Genomic DNA, 19799 nt, shown 5'->3' on the forward strand with positions numbered 1-19799 from the left:
AGTTTCGACATGACCATCGCACGCAAGACGGAAATGAAGACCGTCGACGGACCGGAGGACTATTTCACCGGCAAAGTCACGATCACCGGCCAGTTTCAGCGCGACGAACCGTCCCGTGTTTCCGGCGCCATCGTCCATTTCGAGCCTGGCGCCCGCACTGCCTGGCACAAGCACCCCGCCGGCCAGACGTTGATCGTGACCGAGGGCGTCGGCTGGACGCAGATCGCGGATGGCCCGAAGCTGGAGTTCAATGCGGGCGACATCCTGTGGTGCCCCGCTGAGCACAAGCACTGGCACGGCGCAACACCGCACCAAGGCATGACTCATGTCGCCATCCAGGAGTCGGTCGACGGCTCGCCCGTGACCTGGATGGAGAAGGTGACGGACGACGAATATCTCGCGCCGCTTGGGTCTGAATGATCGACCGCCGTACGCATAACCGAAACTAGGAAGTCACTTCATGTCCACTACCCATCGCTTCTCCGACAAGGTCGCATTTGTCACCGGCGCGGCTAGCGGCATCGGCCGCGCTACGGCTGTTGCGTTCGCAACCGAGGGCGCCCGTGTCGCGATCCTCGATCTTACCGAAGATGCGCTTGCCGAAACCGCCGATGCCGTCAGGAATGCGGGCGCACAGGTGCTGGTCATCGCTTGCGACGTGTCCAAGCCGGAACAGGTCGAGGCGGCGATCCGTCAGGTCGTCGAGACCTTCGGTCGGCTCGACATCGCCTTCAACAATGCCGGCGTCGAGAACAAGGCCGCACCCGTCGCCGAGATCGCGCTCGATGAGTGGGACCGCATCCTCGACATCAACCTTCGCGGCACGTTCGTGTGCATGAAGCACGAACTGGCACAGATGGTCCGGCAAGGTAGGGGCGTGATCGTCAACACGTCGTCGGGTGCCGGCGTCCGGGGTGTGGCGGGCGGTGCTTCCTATGCTGCCTCCAAGCACGCCATCATCGGCCTGACGAAATCGGCTGCGCTCGACTATGCCAAGCAGAATATTCGCGTGAACGCGATTCTGCCGGGCAACATCGAGACGCCGATGATGGATCGCTTTACCAACGGTGATATCCAGAAGGCCATTGATCTCGAGCCGGTCGGTCGCCTGGGCAAGCCCGAGGAAATCGCCGACGCTGTTCTCTGGATGAGCGCAGACCTAGGAGGATTTGTTACCGGTGCCGCCATCTCCGTGGATGGCGGCTGGTCGCTGTAACTACGCGATCATCCATTCACTCGCCGCCTTACAGGGGCGACTGAATGGAGCAGGGTCGCGAATGGAAATTGGACGAACGGATGAAGGGAAAGGGCGCAGACAAAGCTCCGAGTATCCGGGTATAGGTCGACTCGTCGTCGATTCCGGTCAGCGACACTCATCTCGTTGCGCCGGACCGAATGCTGCTGCAAGGCCGGCGGAGCCGGGCAAAGTCGCCGACCGCCCCGTGCACCGACACGAGCGGCATCATACCCCCGCCGCACACGCTAACCGTATGTAAACGAACACGCGCTACAATCTCGCTGATCCTCAGGGACGAATGTCCCTGAAAGAGAAAACGAGGGAGGCGATGGCCACCAGAGTAACTGTCCACGCTGCGGCAATCGCGCTCGCGCTCACCGCGACACCCGCCGCCGCTCAGGTCCGCGTCGAGATCGGGGGACAGATCCAGGATGTCCCCGCAAACACCGTGCGCACCGTTACCACGGTCAACGGACGTACGCGCGTTGGCGATGCGGCATGGCAGGGGGGCGTGGGGACGCCTGGCATGGCGACGATCACCACCACCGAGACCACGGACGAGGACGGCGACGGTCACGTGCTGTCGCGTACCGTCGTCACCTGCATCGAGCCACAGCGCACGACGGTCGCCGTCGTGGCGTATGCACCGCCACCCGTACCCCACATCGAGATCGACCCGGCCGACCTCGACGATCCGGTCGCGCTTGGGACGCCACGCGTCCTGCGGATCAATCGCGATTCTTGGGGCGGGCACTTCGTCGCGTCTATGATGATTAACGGCGTGCCCATCCGTGCGATCATCGATACCGGCGGCGCATATAGCGTCCTCTCGGCCGAAGACGCGCGCGAGACCGGTGCCGACCGTGCCGTGCAGCGCGAGGAGGTGGCGGTCGGCATTGGCGGTTACACCCGGGTCGGCGTCGCTCGCGTCGCGTCGGTCGAGATCGGCGGACAGAGCCTCGGCCGTATGACGATGCGTATCGGCCAGCCCGGCATCCCCTACACGCTGCTCGGACAGCCCGAGATCGCTCGGTTGGGACGCGTCACGATCGAGGACGGCGTGATGACGATCACCCCGCGCGGGATGCCGACGCAAGTAGCCATGCGCTAGTCCGGCCAGGGGAAGGCAAGTTTGCAATGCACTGGTCCCCTGTCGCCTGTCTCGAGGCGTGTCGGTCAAGACCGGGATGATAGATCAGGTCTCGCTGATCAGCGCGGTAGAGGTGATGGCGATAAAGTCGCCTGTTCAGTGCTCACCATTAGGGTGCTAAACCGGTAGCCGGCCGAGAGCCGCTGCCAATGCGTCCATGTCTGCCATCGTGTTGAACAGGGCAGGTGTCACTCGCACGCATGATCCTGCTGCAGGACCGTCACGGTGAACGGTGAAGATGCCGAACCGATCTAGCAAGGTCTTCGCGATCGCCACGTTATCCACCGAACTCGTCTTTCCGGCGACGCGGAAGGCGGTTATGCCGCCGTGCAGCACAGGGTCGTCAGGGGTCAGTACCTCGATTCCAGGGATCGCGCGGGCTTGCGCGACCCATCGATCGCGAAGCGCAGCGAGGCGGTTGGCGCGGCGCTTGCTGCCGATCTTCTCCTGAAACGCCAGCGCGGCGGGCACCGTCAGCGGCGCGGCGAAATCTACCGTGCCGGTATGGATGCGCGCGTTTATGGTGTCGCGGTCGGTCGCAGGATTGGCGGGATCGCGGTCGATCGCCGATAGCGCGGACCGTCGGATATGGATCGCGCCGACGCCAAGGGGCGCGCCCAGCCACTTGTGGCAATTGATCCCGACATAGTCGCAGTCGAGATCGGCCAGTGTCATGTCGAGCTGGCACCAGCTGTGGGCCGCGTCGACGATCGTGGCGATTCCCCGCGCGCGAGCCATCGCCGCGATCTCGCGCACCGGCAGGACCAGCCCGGTACGGTGGCTCAGATGGGTCAGCAGGATCAGCTTCAGCCGCGGATTGGCCTCCATCGCGGCGGCATAGGCGTCGATCAGCGACTGGCGCGTCGCCGGTTGGGGAAGCGCGATCTTCACGACCGACACGCCGCGTCGTGACTTCAGGCTGTCCATGCACGCTTGCATGCTGTCGTAATCGAGATCCGCGTAGAGCACGGCGTCGCCAGGCGTCAGCGCGTTGTATCCCAGGATCAGCGCCTTCAGCGCCTCGGTCGCGTTGCGCGTGAAAGCGACCTCGTCCGCCGGGACTTGGAGCGTGGCGGCCAGCGCATCGCGTGCCGCCATCCAGTCCTTCACCATGCCGCGCCGGGTGTAATAGCTCGTGTCGCGGTTGACCCGTTCGAGATTGCTTTCATAGGCTTGAAGGACGGGGCGCGCCATCATGCCCCAATTGCCGTTTTCGAGATGAATCACCGCGAGCGTCGGGTCGTATTGCGCCGCCACCTCTTTCCAGAACGCCGTGTCGTCGGTCGCCGACGGGGATAGAGCCGCCCCCGCCGGAGCCGCCGTCATGGCGGCAGCTCCGGTCAAGAACAGCCGGCGATCGATCGGCGTCGTCATCAGAAGCTCATTCCCACCCGTACGTAATATTGGCCGCCATCGGTATCGTAGGGCGCATTGCGCGAATATATCAGGCCGCGGACAGCTTGGTTGGTGGCTTCGGCGGGATAGGTGTTGGCGACGTTCTCCGCACCGACCCGCAGCGTGAAATGATCGTCGAACTTGTAGGCGGCTGACACGTCGAACAACGCGATCGAGCCGAAGCGCTGGGACAGTTCGCCCGTCGCGTTGCCGGTGACGTCGGTCCAGGCGCCGTAATACCGTGCCCGTGCGAGCAGCGCGACCGGGCCGATATCGTAGCCGAGCGTTGCGGTTCCATTATGCTTGGGCAGCCGCTCCTCGAAGATCCGTCGCTGGGTTTCGTTGGGAATTGCGGCGCTCGTGCCGCTGCGGACTTTCGTCTGGTTGTAATTGTAGGCCAGGCTCAAATTTGCACGGCCCGGCCCGACGCGGTGGCCATAGCCGATCACCGCATCGATGCCGCGCGTGCGGGTATCGAAGTCGTTCGTGAAGTAGCTGACCGCAGTGAAACGCTGCAGATTGGCGAAGCTGGCCGGGACCGCGAAGGTGCGGGACTGGCTGAACCGGTTGTCGACGTCGATCTGGTAGATATCGACGCTGGCGGTCAGGCCGAAGCGGCTCTGGAAGGTCAGTCCGGCGGTCGCGGTCTTCGATGTTTCGGGAGTCAGCGGGCGAGCGCCGAGGGCGATCGCGAGTGGATCGCTGGGCGATAGCCTGCCCTGGTTGAATACCTGGAGCGTGGTGGTGTCGAGACCCTGAGTGGTCTGCGACGTGTTGAGCTGGGCAGGCGTGGGCGCGCGGAAGCCAGTCGAATACGTGCCGCGCGCGGCAATGCCCTTGATCGGCTCGAACCGAGCGGAAAGCTTGTAATTGAAGGTGTCGCCGAATTCCGAAAAGTCTTCGTACCGGCCTGCCGCACCGAGCGTCACCATATCGACCGGCTGCCATTCGAGATCGAGGTAGCCGGCGTAGCTCGTCTGGTCGAACGTGCCGGCCAGGCTTGGGCTGAAACCCGGAAAGCCGTTGGAATTGGGCGCGAGGCCGGTCGCCGCGCCTGCGCCGATCGCGTAGGATGCCGGATCGCCCGCCGACACCTGGTAGGTTTCGCGACGGCGTTCTGCACCGAACGCGACATTGACCGGCGCCGCCGTGCCGACCGGCAGGCGATAGACGAAATCGGCGTTCAGGTTGAATTCGCGCTGTTCGAGGCGGCCGAGATAGAAGCTGGTCGGGCTCGCCGGCCCGAGCGACGCGTTGAGGCTCTCGTTGAGCGTATAATCGATCCGGCTGCGTCCAAAGGCGGCGCTCAGATCATAGCTGAACCGGTCGCTCAGATCGCCGCGCAGACCGGTATCGCCCTGATAGTCACTATAGGTCGTGCCGAAACGCGGCGAGAAACCGACCGGATAGACGCTCTTGAACGAAAAGCCGGGAAAAGCCGAACTCGCGCCATAGACGCTGCTGGTGCCCGCAGGGTTGCGCCAGTTGAAGTCGGTCACGCCTTCGCCACTTTGCGCGGTGCCGAAGACGTAGAATTGGGCGGCATCGCTAAAGGCATAGTTCGCGTCGAGCGCGCCGCGAATACGCTCCTCGTCGGGCTGGCCCCAGCGTTGCACTGGATTGGGCACGACCAAGGTAGGATTCGCCGCCTGGAACGCGATCGCGTCGGGCCGCTGGCGCGTGCGTGAGGTCGCTTCGCTGTGGTCGTATTCGCCGGTGACGACGATCGTGCCGCGGTCGCCGAGAGCGATGCCGCCGCGTGCGCCGGTCTGATATTCCTTGCCGTCGCCCTTATAATATTGGGAGAACTGGCCGAACGCATCCATCCCGGCGGTGTCGTCGAGGATGATGTTGACCACCCCGGCGATCGCGTCCGAGCCATATTGCGCGGACGCGCCGTCGCGCAGCACCTCGATCCGCTTGATCGCGAGCGATGGGATGCCCGCCAGATCGGGCGCTTGCGCGCCCCGCGTGCCGAGCAGGGCTGAACGGTGATATCGCTTGCCGTTGATCAGCACGAGCGTCTGATCGGCGGAGAGACCGCGCAGGGTGGCGGGGCGCACGAAGGCCTGCCCGTCCGCGGCGGGCAGACGCTGGACGTTGAACGAGGGCAGCAACTGCGCCAGCGTATCGGAGAGATCGCCCGAAACGCTCGAGCGTACCGCGTCGCCGGACAGGACGTCGACGGGGGCGAGCGTATCGAATTGCGTGCGCGATCGGTCGCGCGTGCCGGTGACGACGATCTGGTTCTCGTCGTTCGGCTGGGACGCGTTCGCGGGAAGGTCCTGCGCGGTCTGAGCGAGCGCAGGCGTGCCTGCGAGCAGCGCGACGAGCGCGCTGCTGGTGATGAATTTCATGATGCCCCTAGAGGTTGCCGGTTTTGTTCCACCGGTTCGAGGGGCAGCTAGCCCGTGCGTTTTTCGTGGTGATGACGGAACAGCGGCACTTCGATGACACTGCGCCAGAACGAGTTACGGAGGATTTGAGGTAGATGAGAGGCTGAAGGTGGGGACGGGGAGGGCGCACGAACGTCCGGTTGTGGGGTGCGCCGTGCAAAGGCGGCGTTTTCTAGTGGGTGCGAGTCCCACCCGGCTAAGAGCTCCAGCCGGAAGCAACCGGGGCAGGCATGGAGGTAACGAAGTGTTTGAAGCCCCCGGATGACGGTCACGTAGGTGACCGTGCGAGTGTGCAGGCCGCAACGTGAGTGAACGCTGAGCAAGCCTCGAAAAGGACGATGTGCAGGCCGACCCGACACCCATTTCGGGGAAGGCTGATACAGACGGGCGAGTTTGAGCGACGTTTGGAGCTCGTCTGCTGCACCGGGGTAATGGCGGCAGCATGTACACAAGGAAAGCGCACGCAACACGGGAAGCCCCATCACGTGCTCAGGGATGAGCAACCGGACGCCTGTGAGGGATGGGACGGGCGCGATGGGGTGGCGGAGAGGCCCGTAGTACCGTGGAAACCGAGTAATGTCGGTGGAGGGAAGGGGCCTTGGTTCAAGGCAAACGCAGCAAGTGGTGAGGGACAGGGGATTGGGAAACCTATCAACTCCGAAAAGCGTCCGGGACCTGCAGATGGCGTTACATGCGAAAGCTAAGGCGGAAGCCGGTTATCGGTTCTACGCGCTGTACGACAAGATCAGCCGCGACGACATTCTGGCTCATGCCTACGCCAAGTGCCGCTCTAACAAGGGCGCACCCGGGGTAGACGGTCAGGACTTCGCGGATATCGAAGCGTATGGCGTCGAGCGGTGGCTGGCAGAACTGGCGCTTGCGCTCAGAGAGAAGACGTACCGACCGGAGCCGATCAGACGGGTCCATATACCGAAAGCCAACGGCAAACTCAGGCCGCTGGGCATATCCACCGTGCGGGATCGGGTCTGCATGACAGCAGCGATGCTGGTGTTGGAACCGATCTTCGAAGCCGACCTTCCACCAGAGATCTACGCCTATCGTGCTGGGCGCAACGCCCAGCAGGCCGTGGTCGAGGTAGAAGACCAACTGTATCACGGACGTCCCGATGTCGTGGACGCCGACCTCGCCGACTACTTCGGCAGCATTCCCCATCCCGAACTGATGAAGTCTGTGGCACGCCGGATCGTCGATCCACGCGTGTTGCACCTGGTCAGGTTGTGGCTGAATTGTGCTGTTGAAGAGACCGACGATAAAGGTCGGAAGACGCGAACGACGGCGGCCCGGGATCAGCGATGTGGCATCCCGCAAGGCTCACCCATCTCACCACTGTTGGCAAATCTATACATGCGCCGGTTCGTGCTGGGATGGCGGAAGCTCGGCCTTGGGCAACGTCTTGGTGCTCGGCTCGTCACCTACGCCGACGACCTCGTCATCCTGTGTCAGAAGGGCAATGCGGAAGCTGCGCTCGACCAAATGCGCAGGCTGATGGGCAAGCTGAAGCTGACGGTGAACGAGGAAAAGACTCGCATCTGCAAGGTGCCGGACGAGACGTTCGACTTTCTGGGCTATACCTTCGGGCGGATGTACTCGGCGAAGACGGGGCGAGCCTATATGGGCCATCGGCCGTCCAAGAAGAGCATCAAACGGGCCGTGGACACCGTCCACGCGCTCACCGAACGACGGTCTACATGGCAGGATCCCACAGTGCTGGTAGCCAAGATCAACCGGGCGCTGCGCGGATGGGCCAACTACTTTTCGGTTGGTACCACGAGCAAGGCGTATCGGGCGATCGACAGCTATACAGTGGTGCGGCTGCGTCGGTGGTTTCGGCGCAAGCACGGGAAAGCCGGCAAGAGGGCGGGAGCCTATCTACCCCAGCACCTCTACGAGCAGTACGGGCTCGTGCGGCTTACCCAGCTTGGTCGGGGCGCGCCGTGGGCGAAGGCGTGATGCTTTGTCCGAGAGCCGGATGCAGGGAGATCCGCATGTCCGGTTCGATGAGCAGGGAGTGGAAACGGGTCGTCTGGTGAGCCCCACAGGCGAACCGCACGATACCGCGCCACTTCCTGACTCTACTCTGCTAACTTCGCGCTGCCGGGTGACGCCCCTAATAACAAGAGTCCCTGTCCCGGGGCAGGGAGCGTCGCAAATTGGCCGCATTTCGTGTGCTAGCGGGTCGTGCATGAACTATCTCATGCTCGCAATCGCGATCGTCTCCGAGGTTTGTGCTACGACTGCAATGAAGCAGTCGCATGGTTTCACCCGCATGCCTTGGACCGTCGTTACGGTGGTCGGCTACGGTATTGCCTTCTACTTCCTCTCACTGACCCTCCGTACGATCCCGACGGGCGTTGCATACGCTATTTGGTCGGGCGCCGGCATTGTTCTCATTTCGACGGCTGCATGGGCATTCCAGGGTCAAAAGCTCGACACCGCTGCTATCATTGGCATGGGCTTGATCGTCGCCGGTGTCATTGTCATGAACGTGTTTTCCAACGCGTCGGGCCACTGAAGCGGGCCGCGGCTTTCCTCTCGTTTCTAGCCCTGCCGCCAGTTGACCCGGCCGCCGCAAGCTGCGGTCCAACCGGACGACCAACTTGCTGAGACGGAAAGGGCGTTCGAAAGACCGAGTATCGGTCTGGCGAGTAACAAGCGATACCGCCGCGAATATCACCGCGCGACCGCCTCCGCATGTCTGGAAGGGCGTGAGCACACCGGCGGTCCGACTGAGGCCGTCTACTGCGACAGATGCGTTTCCAGAATGGCTGCGAATAGATTTGCCCCCCGATAGCGTCGAGTGCGCAAAGACCGAGCGTGCGACTATCGGGGAACCAGCGAACCTATCACAGGTTGCCCTGGGTACAAGGCGTCGCGATTTTGCGGGAAGGTATCCGGTGGCACAGGAAGTTGAACTGAAGTTGGTATTGGACGCCGCCGCGGCCGATGCCTTTGCAGGGGGCGACCTGTTCGATGTCCCGGCGAGTACGCGGCAAATGCACGCTGTCTATTTCGACACACCCGATCTAGCGCTTTCGCAAGGTGGCGTCTCGTTGCGCATCCGCCAGTCCGGCGACACGCTGACACAGACGATCAAGGTCGCGGACGCAAAGGCGGCGGGGCTCTTCGCGCGCTCCGAATGGGAAATCGAGGTGGCCGATATGAATCCGGTCGTTGACGACCGGACGCCCATTCCCACGCTGCTCGGCGACGAGGCAGGCACCGTCACTTCGATCTTCACGGTCGCGGTCGAGCGCCTGACGTGGATGGTCGACTGCGGCGAGGCGTCGATCGAACTGGTGTTGGATCGTGGGTACGTCGCCGCGGGTGACCGCCAGTCGCCGGTCTGCGAGATCGAGCTGGAGTTGAAGCGGGGAGAGCCCGCCGCCTTGTTTGCGCTGGCCAAGACGATAGCGGCGGAGTTTCCGGTCCGCCTGGGCGTCGTGACCAAGTCCGAGCGCGGCTACGACCTGCTTCGTCCCGCATCCAAGGCGTTCAAGGCGGAGAAGGTCGCGTTGAGCCGGACTGCATCCGCAGCGGACGCTTTCGAGGCAGTCGTAGGCTCGTGCATACGTCAGTACCGCCTGAACGAAACTGTTCTGCTCGACCAAGCCGACGCCGAGGCCCTGCATCAGGCTCGCGTGTCGTTGCGTCGGCTGCGGTCCGCATTGTCGATCTTCCAGTCGTTGCTCGCCGGCGACGAAGTGCCGCATTTCCAGAGCGAATTGCGCTGGCTGAGCTCGTTGCTGGGCGAAGCGCGCGACTTAGACGTGTTGCTGGCGAGGGCGAAGCCCGGCGTCGCATTGTTTCAGGAACTCGAGCGGGCTCGCAATGCTGCCTATGCTACGGTCGGCACCGCGTTGGGCTCGGACCGGGTTCGGGCGCTGATGCTCGATCTGACGGAGTGGCTGGTGTGCGGGGCATGGCGCACCGCGCCGTCAATGCGCGATGCTCGGGACGCGCCAGCAAGACAGTTCGCGGCGGAGACTCTTCACGCGCTGAGGCGGCGCGTCCGCAAGCGTGGTAAGTCCCTTGCCTCCCAGACGGACGAGGAGCGGCATGAAGTCCGCAAGGGCGCCAAACGGCTACGCTATGGCGCGGAGTTTCTCGGTTCCCTATTCCCGAGCCAGAAGCGTGCACGTCGCTACGGGAAGTTCGTTAAATCACTGGAGAAGCTGCAGGATCAGCTCGGCGCGCTGAACGATATGGCGACGGCGCCATCGGTTCTGGGCCGGCTGGGCTTGCGGGACGATCCCGATGCCAAAAGACTAATGGCGCATCGAAAAAAATCGAATATCATCGATGCCGCGGCTGGAGCGTACGCCGATCTCCTCGATCGCAAGACTTTCTGGGGTTAGGGCGGGAGGATAAGCGCCCGGTCGACCGATCGAGCGTGGGCCGGATCGGTTGATCGCCCTTGGTAAGTCCAATGATAGGCAGCACCGGTCAGGCCGTTCGACATAGCTGCCGGCGTAGAGGCTAGATTGTCGTGCATCCGCGAAGATGACGTTGCCTTCCACTACCCACTGCTTCGGGGTTGTCCTAGAGTTCATTGGACGAGGGGGGCGGAAATGCTGCGACAATTTGGCAAAGAAATATGGACGGCGGACGGGCCAAGTGTTTCCGTCGCTGGCTTCGTCTTTCCGACGCGGACGATCGTTATACGGCTGTCCGATGCCTCTTTATTCGTTTGGTCGCCCATAGCACTATCCAGTGAACTCAAAATCGCGATTGATGGCCTTGGGCCGGTCCGTCACATCGTCGCTCCCAACACGTTGCATCATATGTTCGTTGGCGAGTGGCAAAGCGCATACCCGGCAGCAAAGTCATATGCCGTGCCGGCGTTGCGCGCCAAACGGCCGGACTTGAAGTGGGATCATGACCTGAAGGACGCACCTGCCAAGGAATGGTCGGGTGAGGTCGATCAGATCATGGTGGAGGGAAACAGTATCACGACGGAAGTCGTCTTCTTCCACCGCCAAAGCCGAACGGCGATCTTCACTGACCTGATCCAGCACTTTGAGCCCGGTTGGTTCAGAGGATGGCGATCCATCGTTGCAAAGCTCGATTTGCTTACCGCGACCGCGCCAACCGTTCCCCGGAAATTCCGAATGTCGTTTCGCAATCGGGAGATCGCGCGAACTTCGGTGCAACGCATTATAGCATGGCCGACTTTGGGAGTACTGACAGCTCATTGTGCACCGATTACGCATGACGGTCGCGACGCGATTACCCATGCTTTTGAATGGTTGCTCCGAAAATAACGCGCGTTCACGGTCCCGGTCCCTGCAAACACGCTTGGCCCTGACGCCTGTCATAGCAAATACGGCGAAGTAATCGTCCTGATTGCAGGACTTGGCACCCAGATGATCCGCTGGACCACCCCGTTCTGCGCCGAACTCGTAGCTCTCGGCTACCGGGTGGTGCGCTTCCACAATCGGGACGCCGGGGATTCAACGCATCTCGACTCGCACCCGGCCGTGGATTTCGGCGCGCTGGCTGCAGCGCTTCAGGCGGGGCAACGCCCCGAGGCGCCGTACACGCTCTACGACATGGCGGCGGACGCGGTCGGACTAATGGACGCGCTGGGGATCGGGCGAGCGCACATCGTCGGACGGTCTATGGGCGGCATGATCGCTCAGATCATGGCCAGCGAACACAAAGATCGCGTCTTATCGCGCGCACTTCGATCATGTCGAGCACGGGCAATCCAGCACTCCCGAAGGCTGCGCCGGATGCGATGGCGATGATGATGCAACCGATGCCCCATCCTTCCTCCGATCGACCCGGTTTCCTGTCGCGAAGTTCAGCCTTTGCCAGACGCATCGCCGGCACAGGCTACGCTTTCGACGAGGGCGCTCACCGTGCGCTGGTTTTGGAAGAGCTCGACCGTGGTTATGATCTCGCCGGACAGATCGTGCGCTGATCTTTCATCTCGATAGCCCCACGCGGGAAAGCCGAGCGGCAAACTTCGTTTTACTACAAGAATGGATTGGCGTCCGAGTTAAGTTGCGTCGAGCCTCCCCTGTGGAAAGCATGACGACAAGTGTGACGGTGATTGGCCTTCAATCAGCTAGGACTTGGCTGGATTGAGCCTGGCTGATGATCCTGTCTGCGTCCTCTTCGCGGAGCCAACCGGCGGCGCGCTGTAGCGCCGCGGCCGCGCGGACTTTCGCGACGAAACCGGCGTGATCGCCGTAACGCTCTGCAAGGGACAAGCGAGGGTCCCCGAGCGCCACCCGCTCGGCCCGCGTCTTGGCGAACGGGATGAATCCCCGAAGAACCCGCATCTGCCGCCTTTGCCGAATCCAGCGGACTGAACGTTCCAGCCTAGATAGGTCCCGATCGGCACCTGTAGCTGGACGGAGGGCACACCGGCGGTCTCGTTACCGTCCGCATCGACCCGGGGGACGCGCGACGGTATCGTCCCGCGGATCGCCGGTGGCTGGCGCGTGATTTGGCCGCTCACGTCGCGATACCGAAATCCTTCTCCCATGTCGTAGTCGATAAAGGCGTTCAGCTTGCCATCCGGACTGGGTGCTCCGGGCCAGGAAGGAAATCCGATCGCCGCGGCGTTCGCCTCGACGAGATCGCCCCCGGCCAATGTCGGGTAACGGCTGGGGGGCGGGGTGGTGCCGTCGCGCACCCAGGCGACAAGCATCGTCTGGGCCGCACGCAGGCTGTCCATCGAAGGGTTTGGATTGCCCGGCAATGCGCAGATTGGTAACTTGGGATCGCCACCGAGCGGAAAGCCCCCGGTCCAGGATCCGCCATGCGTGGTCGCCGGGAAGTAATAGCGTCGAACGTTGGCCGGCAGCGGGAGATCGGTCGAGGCGGCGGTGCCGATCAGCCCTGGCGACATGCGCAATCCCCAGAACTCGGCCGAGCCGAACGTCTCGATCACCTTGGGGCAGGTCCTGCTCGCGGTGCAGCGGTCGAGCAGGCTGCTGACGCCCCGGCCGCGGGCGACATCATCGTAGCGGCTCCACCACAGCGTGCCTTCGCTCCCAGGCTCGTACAGCGTCGCGGCACCGCCAGGCACGGCGAAGCGCAGGTTCAACGGCACCTGGCGCGCGGCGATGTTGGGATTGACCCCGTCGAACACGCGGCGCCCATTCTCGTCCGCGTTGAAGCCCAGATTGACGAAGCTCTTCAGGAAATTGCCGGATTGCGACGTACCGCTGGCCACCGTCCAGCGAATGCGTCCGGCCGGGTTGGCATTGCCCGTATCGTCCGGCTTGCCGCTGCGCAGATAGGCGACAAGGTCACGGGTCGCGGCAAAACCGATCCCCTGGACGAGTGGATCCTTGCCCTCGTAGATCAGCGTATAGGCGTAGGCAGCGTCGAACCCGTCTCGCACGCAGAGTTTCGCCGGATCGGGCTTGCCTGGGAAGGGCGTCGTCGCACAATCGGCAAAGGCCCAGTCCCCGGGCTTCACGTCCACGGGCGGTGCCAGATCGGCGGTTTGGCGGAACAGCCGTGCCTTCGTCGTATCGAGTGTCACGGGCACTGGCCGCGCAGTCGGTTTGCCGATGCTGCCGGTGATCGCAATTGACCGCGCACCGGCAGGCATATCAGTGAAGCGGGCGAGGACGGGACCTGTCAGCGGCTTTCCGTTCTTGCCATGAGCGACCGGGACACTGGCGGTCTGGACATCCGGCCCGGGCGGAAGGTCGCCTTGCCAACCACTGGTGACCCGGACGTATCCGTCTGCATCTGCACCGATCTGCGAACCGCCGCGATTGGGTACGTCGTAGAACAATACCCCGGCGGCACGCGATCGATCGACGGGTCTGGCGATCGCGAACGTCGCCGAATACCGGACGCGTCCCTTCGCATCGCGGGGCGCGCCGTCGATATCGGTAATGACGTGATTGTGCGCATCCGCAGGATCGAGCGCGCCGAAGAACCGACCCCGCACGATCTCATACGGTATCGGCAGCGTCGAGGCAGGCGCGGTGCCGACTGGAGCCGGCGTGATGCTGTCGACCTGTATCCGCACCAGGCGCGCAGGGGCAGGGACCGCTAGCGCCGCAAGCGCAGGCGTTGCGAGAAGCACAAAGGACCGGCGCATTCGCGTCTCTTTCATTGAGGATCGATTGCGAGATCGAGCAGCTGTGCGCCGAGCGTCTTGCCGTGCGCGTCGAGTGCCAGCGACCGTGTGACGCCCCCACGCAGCGCACCCTCGAGCACGAAGTTGAGCGCGCCGAGGCCGGGCAATTCGAACCGCGTGATCCGGCGCACCGAAAGGTCGGCCAGATGCGCGACGACGCGCTCTTCGGTCACGGCGCTGGCCAGCAGCGCGAAGTCTTCGCTGCGATAGGCGATGACTGCAATCTGGGAAATGTCGCCTTTGTCGCCGGTGCGAACATGGGCGAGGTCGCGCAGGATCATGTCAGGCGACCTCGTACTGGACCGAAGGGACGATCTGCGTCCGGTCCAACAAGGTCGACGCGACCGCGAGCACCTCGCGGACGCTGGACACGGCGCCTCCGCCACCGAACGGACCGTTCGTATATAGCGCCTCGACTTCGGCGCCGATCCGTTCGGCGGCGGTGCGGGTCGGCGTCCGTCCGGCCACCCGAACGCGCACCTCGCGGGGCTCCGGCCCGTCCGACTGTCCCGTCCGGTCGATGGCGTTCAGTCCGATCAGTTCGCAGCGGAGATCCGATATCGGCACGCCGGTCATCTGCAGGCGCTCGCGTACGACGTCCAACGCCAGTTGTCCTCGCGCTACGGCACCCGGGCCGGCGTAGGAGATCTGACCTTCGCCGACGAAGCCGTCTTCGTATCCGATCGAAACCTTGACCGTATCCGGCCTCGGTCGACCGGTGCCGCCACGCACGTGTACGCGATCGGGTGCCGTCAGCTCGAAGGACACGCCGGTGAAGTCGGCGACGACGTCCGCCTGTAGATACCCGGCCGGATCGAGGATCTCGTACAATAACTGCTCCTTGCAGGTGGCACAGGTCAGGCAGCCGCCGGATCCGTCGACCTTGCCCAGGACCGCGCTGCCGTCCTCCGACACATCCGCCAAAGGAAAGCCGAGCCGCGCGAGATCGGGCACGTCCTTGACGCCCGGATCGGCGAAATAGCCGCCGGTCACCTGGCCCGCGCATTCGAGCAGATGACCCACGACGGTACCGCGGCCAAGCCTTTCCCAATCGTCCATCGCCCACCCGAATTCGTGGATGAGCGGTCCGAGGAACAGCGCTGGATCGCCGACCCGTCCGGTGATGACGACATCGGCGCCGCCCGCCAGCGCTTCGACGATGCCGCTTGCGCCCAGATACGCGTTTGCGGAGACGATCGCGTCGCCCAGATCGCCACTGCGGCCGGGCCGGTCGATCAACGGGAAATCGCCTGCGCGAATGACATCCAGGACGTCGTCGCCCGTGACTGCTGCCGTCCGCAGTCCGGTCAGGCCCAGCTCGCGGGCGATCCGCGTGACCAGGCGTGCGGCACCGATCGGATTGGCGGCGCCCATATTGGTCACGATCCGAACGCCGCGGGCATGCGCAGCGGGTAGGACGGCGCGCATGCGGTCCTCGAGCAACGGATCGAACCCGGCATCGGGATTTGTCCGACGCGCGGCTTGGGCGAGCGCAATCGTGCGCTCCGCCAGGCATTCGAACGCCAGATAGTCGAGGGCACCGTGTTCGACCAGTTCGAGCGCCGGCTCGATCCGATCACCGGAAAACCCGGCGCCCGTGCCGATGCGGATGGTTCGACCGGTCATAACGAGAATATTCCAAAAGCAACGGCAGTCAGCGTCATCACGATCGATGCGGCAAACAGCCAGGGGATCGCGAAACGCTGATGCGCGCCGAGTTCTACGCCGCTCAGCCCGGCGACGAGGAACGTGGCCGGGGTCAACGGGCTGACGGGAAAACCCGTCGTCATCTGGCCTAGTAAAGCGGCCTGCGCGACCTGGACCGCGGGTACGCCGAAATGCCCGGCGACCTCGGCAATCACTGGCAGCACTCCGAAATAGAAGCTGTCGGGGTCGAAAAGCAAGCTGAGCGGCATGGCGATCATGCCAAGCAGAACCGGGATACGCGGCCCGATCGCATCGGGGACGTGCGAGACGGATGCCTGGGCCAAGGCCTTGATCATGCCCGATCCCGTCATGATGCCGGTAAAGGCGCCCGCTGCGAACAGGATGCCGGCCATCATCAGTGCGGCGCGAGCGTGCGCATCGATCCGCTCGCGCTGTTGCGCTGCCGAAGGATAGTTGATGATCAGCGCCAGTGCCGTGCCCGCCATGAACACGACCACGGGTTCGATCAGCCCGGTGATCATCGTCGCCACGACCACCAGCGTGATCGCGACGTTGACGATGAAAAGCCGCGGCCGTCGGAGTGCCAGCTCGGCGTCACTGTGACTCGGCGTGACACCGAGAGGTGCCGGAATCTCGGCATTCGCGGCATGGTCGCCGAGGCCAAGCCGCCGTTCCTCGCGCACGCCCAGCCACCAGGAGACGACGAAGACGAAGACGAGGCCGACGACCTGAACCCCGATCATCGGCGTGAAGATGGTCGCGACAGGCAGCTTCAGCGCTGCCCCGGCGCGCAACGTCGGACCGGTCCAGGGCAGGAAGTTGACGCCGGCGGCCATCGATGCGGTGCAGGCCAGTACGCGACGATCCATGCCGAGCCGGTCGTACAAGGGACGCAACGCCGGGATGGTGATCAGGAAGCACACGGCGCCTGAGCCATCGAGATGGATCAGGAGCGCCAGCAACGCCGTACCGACCGTGATACGCGAAGGGCGTTCGCCGACCATGCGCAGGACGGCATTGACCAGCGGCGCCAGCAGTCCGGCATCGGTCATGATCCCGAAGAACAGGATCGCGAAGACGAACATGCCGGCGACCGGGGCGATCTTGGCAAGGCCATCGACGATGTAGCCGGGGATGCCGGGCGCTACGCCGGCTGCGATCGCGCCCGCGATCGGGATCAGGATCAACGCAGCCAGCGGCGATACCCGGTTGGACAGGATGACGGCGAGCAGCGACAGGATGGTCGCTGCGGCGACAAAAGCCAGTATGATCCCCTCCCGTATCTGTTCGGTGTCTACGGATAGATATTGCCCCGCAAAGACCTATTCATCAATTACCATTATCTTATAGATCTATCAGCTAAAGCTATCGTCTCTTGCGGGAGGGGTGAGCGGTGTTGCAAACCGGAGCGTGACGGAAACGGCTCCTCGCCATCCGCGAGTACGCATACGATACGCCCCTCTCCGGTATCCGGCGATGTCATCAGTAGACGCCGCGGGTCAGCGCGACGCAGCACTTCCAAGCGGATGCCACGCGGCGGGTAGAGACCGTGCGTCGAGCGAAACGGTAACGGGCTGCCCAAGCGCATCGGACGCTCCACCCAGCATCACGCGATAGGTACCTTTGGCAATCCGCCAACTGCGGGTGGTCTCATCGAAGTTGGCAAGGAGGCGGGGGTCTATCGTCACGGTGACGTTGGTCGTAGCCGACGGCGCCAGCATGACCGCGGCGAATCCGCCCAGCCGCTTGGGAGCTTCCCAGCCCTCGCCAGCGACATAGATCTGCGGAACGGCCTTGCCCGCGACCTTGCCCGTGTTGCGAACGGTGAAGCTGGCTCGCAAGCCCGCGCCGTCCTTGGCCACGCGCAAATTCCCGTACTCGAAGCTGGTATAGGACAGGCCGTGACCGAAGGCGAAGGCCGGGCGTAACGCCTGCCGGTCGAGCCATTTATAGCCGACCGCCGCGCCCTCGGTATAGCGGACGTCGCCCGGTGTCGGCACGGCGGGACGAGGCAGTTGCGCCAACTCCGCAGGGAAGCTGATCGGCAAGTGACCCGAAGGATTGGTACGGCCGAACAACACGTCGGAGATCGCCGTGCCCCCCGCCGTTCCGGGAAACCATGCGGCGACGATGCCGGCGACGTCGTCGCGCCACGGCGTCAGCACCGCGCCACCCGACTCGAGCACCACGACCGTGTGCGGGTTGGCGGCTGCGACGCTCTGGATCAGGGCGTCCTGACCATCGGGCAGGGCGAGCGACACGTCGAAAGCCTCACCGGCCCATTGCATCGCGAACACGATCGCCACCTCGGCACCACGTGCCTGCTCCACTGCGGCACGCGGGTCGCCGCCATCGACGAAAATGATCCGCGCATTGGGCGCCTGACGCCGGATCGCCTCGAGCGGCGACGACGGATAATACATGACCGGCCCGGGCCAGTAGGTCGGCGCGATACCGGGCACCGCATTGCCGCCCTTGGGATAGACGAGCGACGATCCGCCGCCGGCCAAGACGCCCTTGTCGGCATGACCACCGATCACGACGATCGACTTGATCGTCGACGACAGCGGCAGAATGGCATTCTGGTTCTTGAGCAGCACCAGGCTCTGCGCCGCGGCCTGTCCCGTCACCGCGGCGTGATCGGCGAGCATCGCGTCGGGCAGGTCGAGCGGCGCCGCGGTGATCGGGTGGTCGAACAGCCCCTTGTCGAACATCGCGTGCAGGATATGCCCGACCATGCGATCGACCTGCGCGTCCTTGACTGTGCCGGCGGCGAGCGCCGCGTCCAGATTGGCGCCGAAATACGGTTCCTTGTCGAACGGATAGCCGGATTGCTGATCCAGCCCGGCGGCGATGGCCGGACCGGTCGAGTGCGTCCCGCCCCAATCCGACATCACATAGCCCTGCCAGTTCCAGTCGCGGCGCAGCACCTCGCCGAGCAGCCAGGGATTCTCGCACGAAAACGGGCCGTTGACGCGATTATAGGCGCACATCACCGACCCGGGATTGGCCTCCTCGATCGCGAACTGAAAGGCGAGCAGGTCCGACATGCGTGCAGCCGCCCGGTCGATCACGGCATTGCCTGCGTTGCGATCGGTTTCCTGATCGTTGATCGCGTAATGCTTGATCGTCGAGATCACGTGGTTCGACTGGATGCCGTTGATCTGCGCGGCCACCATCGTTCCGGCCAGCAACGGGTCCTCGCCGCCATATTCGAAGTTGCGGCCGTTGCGCGGTTCGCGGGTCAGGTTGACGCCGCCGGCGAGCAGCACGTTGAACCCCGAGGCACGCGCTTCCGCGCCGATCATAGCGCCGCCCCGCCGAGCGAGTGCGATGTCCCATGTCGCTGCGATCGCGAGGTTGGAGGGGAGGGCGGTCCGTTCGCGCTTGCGGGGCGCACCGCCCTGGCTTGCCACGCCGATCCCGGCATCCGCCTGCCATTGTGGCGGAATCCCCAGCCGCGGCACGCCGGGCACATAGCCGGCCGATCCGTTGCGCGCTTCCGCTGGCGCCTTGAACTTTTTGGGTGGGAAATCGGTCGCGAAATATCCCATGACCATCAGCTGCTTTTCCGCGCGAGTCATCTGCGGCAACAACAGCGCGACGCGGCGCGCCGGGGTAATCGACGCGTTCATCCACGGATGCGCGCTGGTCGAGGCGGATGGTGCCGCGGCCGGTGCCTGGCCGACCACCGGGGTGCTCGACAGCATAAGTGCGGCGATAACGGCGCCGGTGCGTAGCGTCCTGCCGGTACGTGGTTCGCTCATGGTTGGCCTCCCCCTGTGTTCGGCTGATCATGGTACAGCCGCGCGGCGATCCTGA

The 19799-nt window shown here is 63.9% G+C and carries 16 protein-coding genes; 9 read left to right on the forward strand and 7 right to left on the reverse strand.

The window, feature by feature from the left end:
* Positions 1-9: 9 nt before the first annotated feature.
* From E5673_RS10990 to E5673_RS11000, 3 genes are all read left to right on the forward strand, one after another.
* The gene (locus E5673_RS10990; RefSeq protein WP_136190032.1) at positions 10-420 is read left to right on the forward strand and encodes a cupin domain-containing protein; all 411 of its coding nucleotides are present in this window, start codon (positions 10-12) and stop codon (positions 418-420) included.
* A gap of 40 nt (positions 421-460) precedes the next feature.
* Positions 461-1216 carry a glucose 1-dehydrogenase gene (locus E5673_RS10995; RefSeq protein ID WP_136190033.1) on the forward strand — a complete coding sequence of 252 codons (756 nt, stop codon included), beginning with the start codon at positions 461-463 and terminating at the stop codon, positions 1214-1216.
* A gap of 349 nt (positions 1217-1565) precedes the next feature.
* Positions 1566-2348 carry a retroviral-like aspartic protease family protein gene (locus tag E5673_RS11000; RefSeq protein ID WP_168711608.1) on the forward strand — a complete coding sequence of 261 codons (783 nt, stop codon included), beginning with the start codon at positions 1566-1568 and terminating at the stop codon, positions 2346-2348.
* Between the two features lie 156 nt (positions 2349-2504).
* Here E5673_RS11000 and E5673_RS11005 read toward each other — a convergent pair whose 3' ends face one another.
* Together E5673_RS11005 and E5673_RS11010 are read right to left on the reverse strand one after the other, a co-directional pair.
* Positions 2505-3713: an aminotransferase class V-fold PLP-dependent enzyme gene (locus E5673_RS11005; RefSeq protein WP_136191459.1), complete on the reverse strand. Its 1209-nt coding sequence runs from the start codon at positions 3711-3713 to the stop codon at positions 2505-2507.
* Positions 3714-3760: 47 nt separating this feature from the next.
* Entirely contained in the window at positions 3761-6139 is a 2379-nt protein-coding gene (locus E5673_RS11010) for a TonB-dependent receptor (RefSeq protein ID WP_136190035.1), read from the reverse strand.
* A gap of 720 nt (positions 6140-6859) precedes the next feature.
* On the opposite strand from E5673_RS11010, the gene ltrA reads away from it, so the two are divergent.
* The 6 genes from ltrA to E5673_RS20035 all read left to right on the forward strand — a co-directional run bounded on the left by ltrA (position 6860) and on the right by E5673_RS20035 (position 12122).
* On the forward strand, positions 6860-8149 hold the full coding sequence (gene ltrA, locus E5673_RS11015; protein ID WP_210731728.1) for a group II intron reverse transcriptase/maturase: 1290 nt from the start codon (positions 6860-6862) through the stop codon (positions 8147-8149).
* A gap of 232 nt (positions 8150-8381) precedes the next feature.
* The gene (locus E5673_RS11020; RefSeq protein ID WP_056481244.1) at positions 8382-8711 is read left to right on the forward strand and encodes a multidrug efflux SMR transporter; all 330 of its coding nucleotides are present in this window, start codon (positions 8382-8384) and stop codon (positions 8709-8711) included.
* A 193-nt stretch (positions 8712-8904) separates the two neighbouring features.
* The gene (locus tag E5673_RS11025; RefSeq protein ID WP_247599333.1) at positions 8905-10554 is read left to right on the forward strand and encodes a CHAD domain-containing protein; all 1650 of its coding nucleotides are present in this window, start codon (positions 8905-8907) and stop codon (positions 10552-10554) included.
* A 213-nt stretch (positions 10555-10767) separates the two neighbouring features.
* Positions 10768-11460, forward strand: a complete 693-nt coding sequence (locus E5673_RS11030; RefSeq protein ID WP_136190037.1) for a DUF4336 domain-containing protein — start codon at positions 10768-10770, stop codon at positions 11458-11460.
* Positions 11461-11562: 102 nt separating this feature from the next.
* On the forward strand, positions 11563-11946 hold the full coding sequence (locus E5673_RS11035; RefSeq protein ID WP_247599334.1) for an alpha/beta fold hydrolase: 384 nt from the start codon (positions 11563-11565) through the stop codon (positions 11944-11946).
* Positions 11937-12122, forward strand: coding sequence for a hypothetical protein (locus E5673_RS20035; protein WP_247599335.1), 186 nt, complete (start codon positions 11937-11939; stop codon positions 12120-12122). Before E5673_RS11035 ends, E5673_RS20035 begins: the two co-directional genes overlap by 10 nt.
* Positions 12123-12269: 147 nt before the next feature.
* Here E5673_RS20035 and E5673_RS11040 read toward each other — a convergent pair whose 3' ends face one another.
* From E5673_RS11040 to E5673_RS11060, 5 genes are all read right to left on the reverse strand, one after another.
* On the reverse strand, positions 12270-14270 hold the full coding sequence (locus E5673_RS11040) for an alpha/beta hydrolase domain-containing protein (RefSeq protein ID WP_136190038.1): 2001 nt from the start codon (positions 14268-14270) through the stop codon (positions 12270-12272).
* An 11-nt stretch (positions 14271-14281) separates the two neighbouring features.
* On the reverse strand, positions 14282-14590 hold the full coding sequence (locus E5673_RS11045) for a hypothetical protein (protein ID WP_136190039.1): 309 nt from the start codon (positions 14588-14590) through the stop codon (positions 14282-14284).
* Position 14591: 1 nt separating this feature from the next.
* Entirely contained in the window at positions 14592-15935 is a 1344-nt protein-coding gene (locus tag E5673_RS11050; protein WP_136190040.1) for an acyclic terpene utilization AtuA family protein, read from the reverse strand.
* A complete protein-coding gene (locus E5673_RS11055) occupies positions 15932-17260 on the reverse strand; it encodes a citrate:proton symporter (RefSeq protein ID WP_210731863.1) in 1329 nt (442 codons plus the stop codon). The genes E5673_RS11050 and E5673_RS11055 overlap by 4 nt, the downstream gene beginning before the upstream one ends.
* A gap of 216 nt (positions 17261-17476) precedes the next feature.
* The gene (locus E5673_RS11060; RefSeq protein WP_136190042.1) at positions 17477-19744 is read right to left on the reverse strand and encodes a glycoside hydrolase family 3 C-terminal domain-containing protein; all 2268 of its coding nucleotides are present in this window, start codon (positions 19742-19744) and stop codon (positions 17477-17479) included.
* Positions 19745-19799: the final 55 nt, after the last annotated feature.

Origin of the sequence: Sphingomonas sp. PAMC26645 (assembly GCF_004795835.1) — a bacterium.
Classification (GTDB): Bacteria; Pseudomonadota; Alphaproteobacteria; order Sphingomonadales; family Sphingomonadaceae; genus Sphingomonas.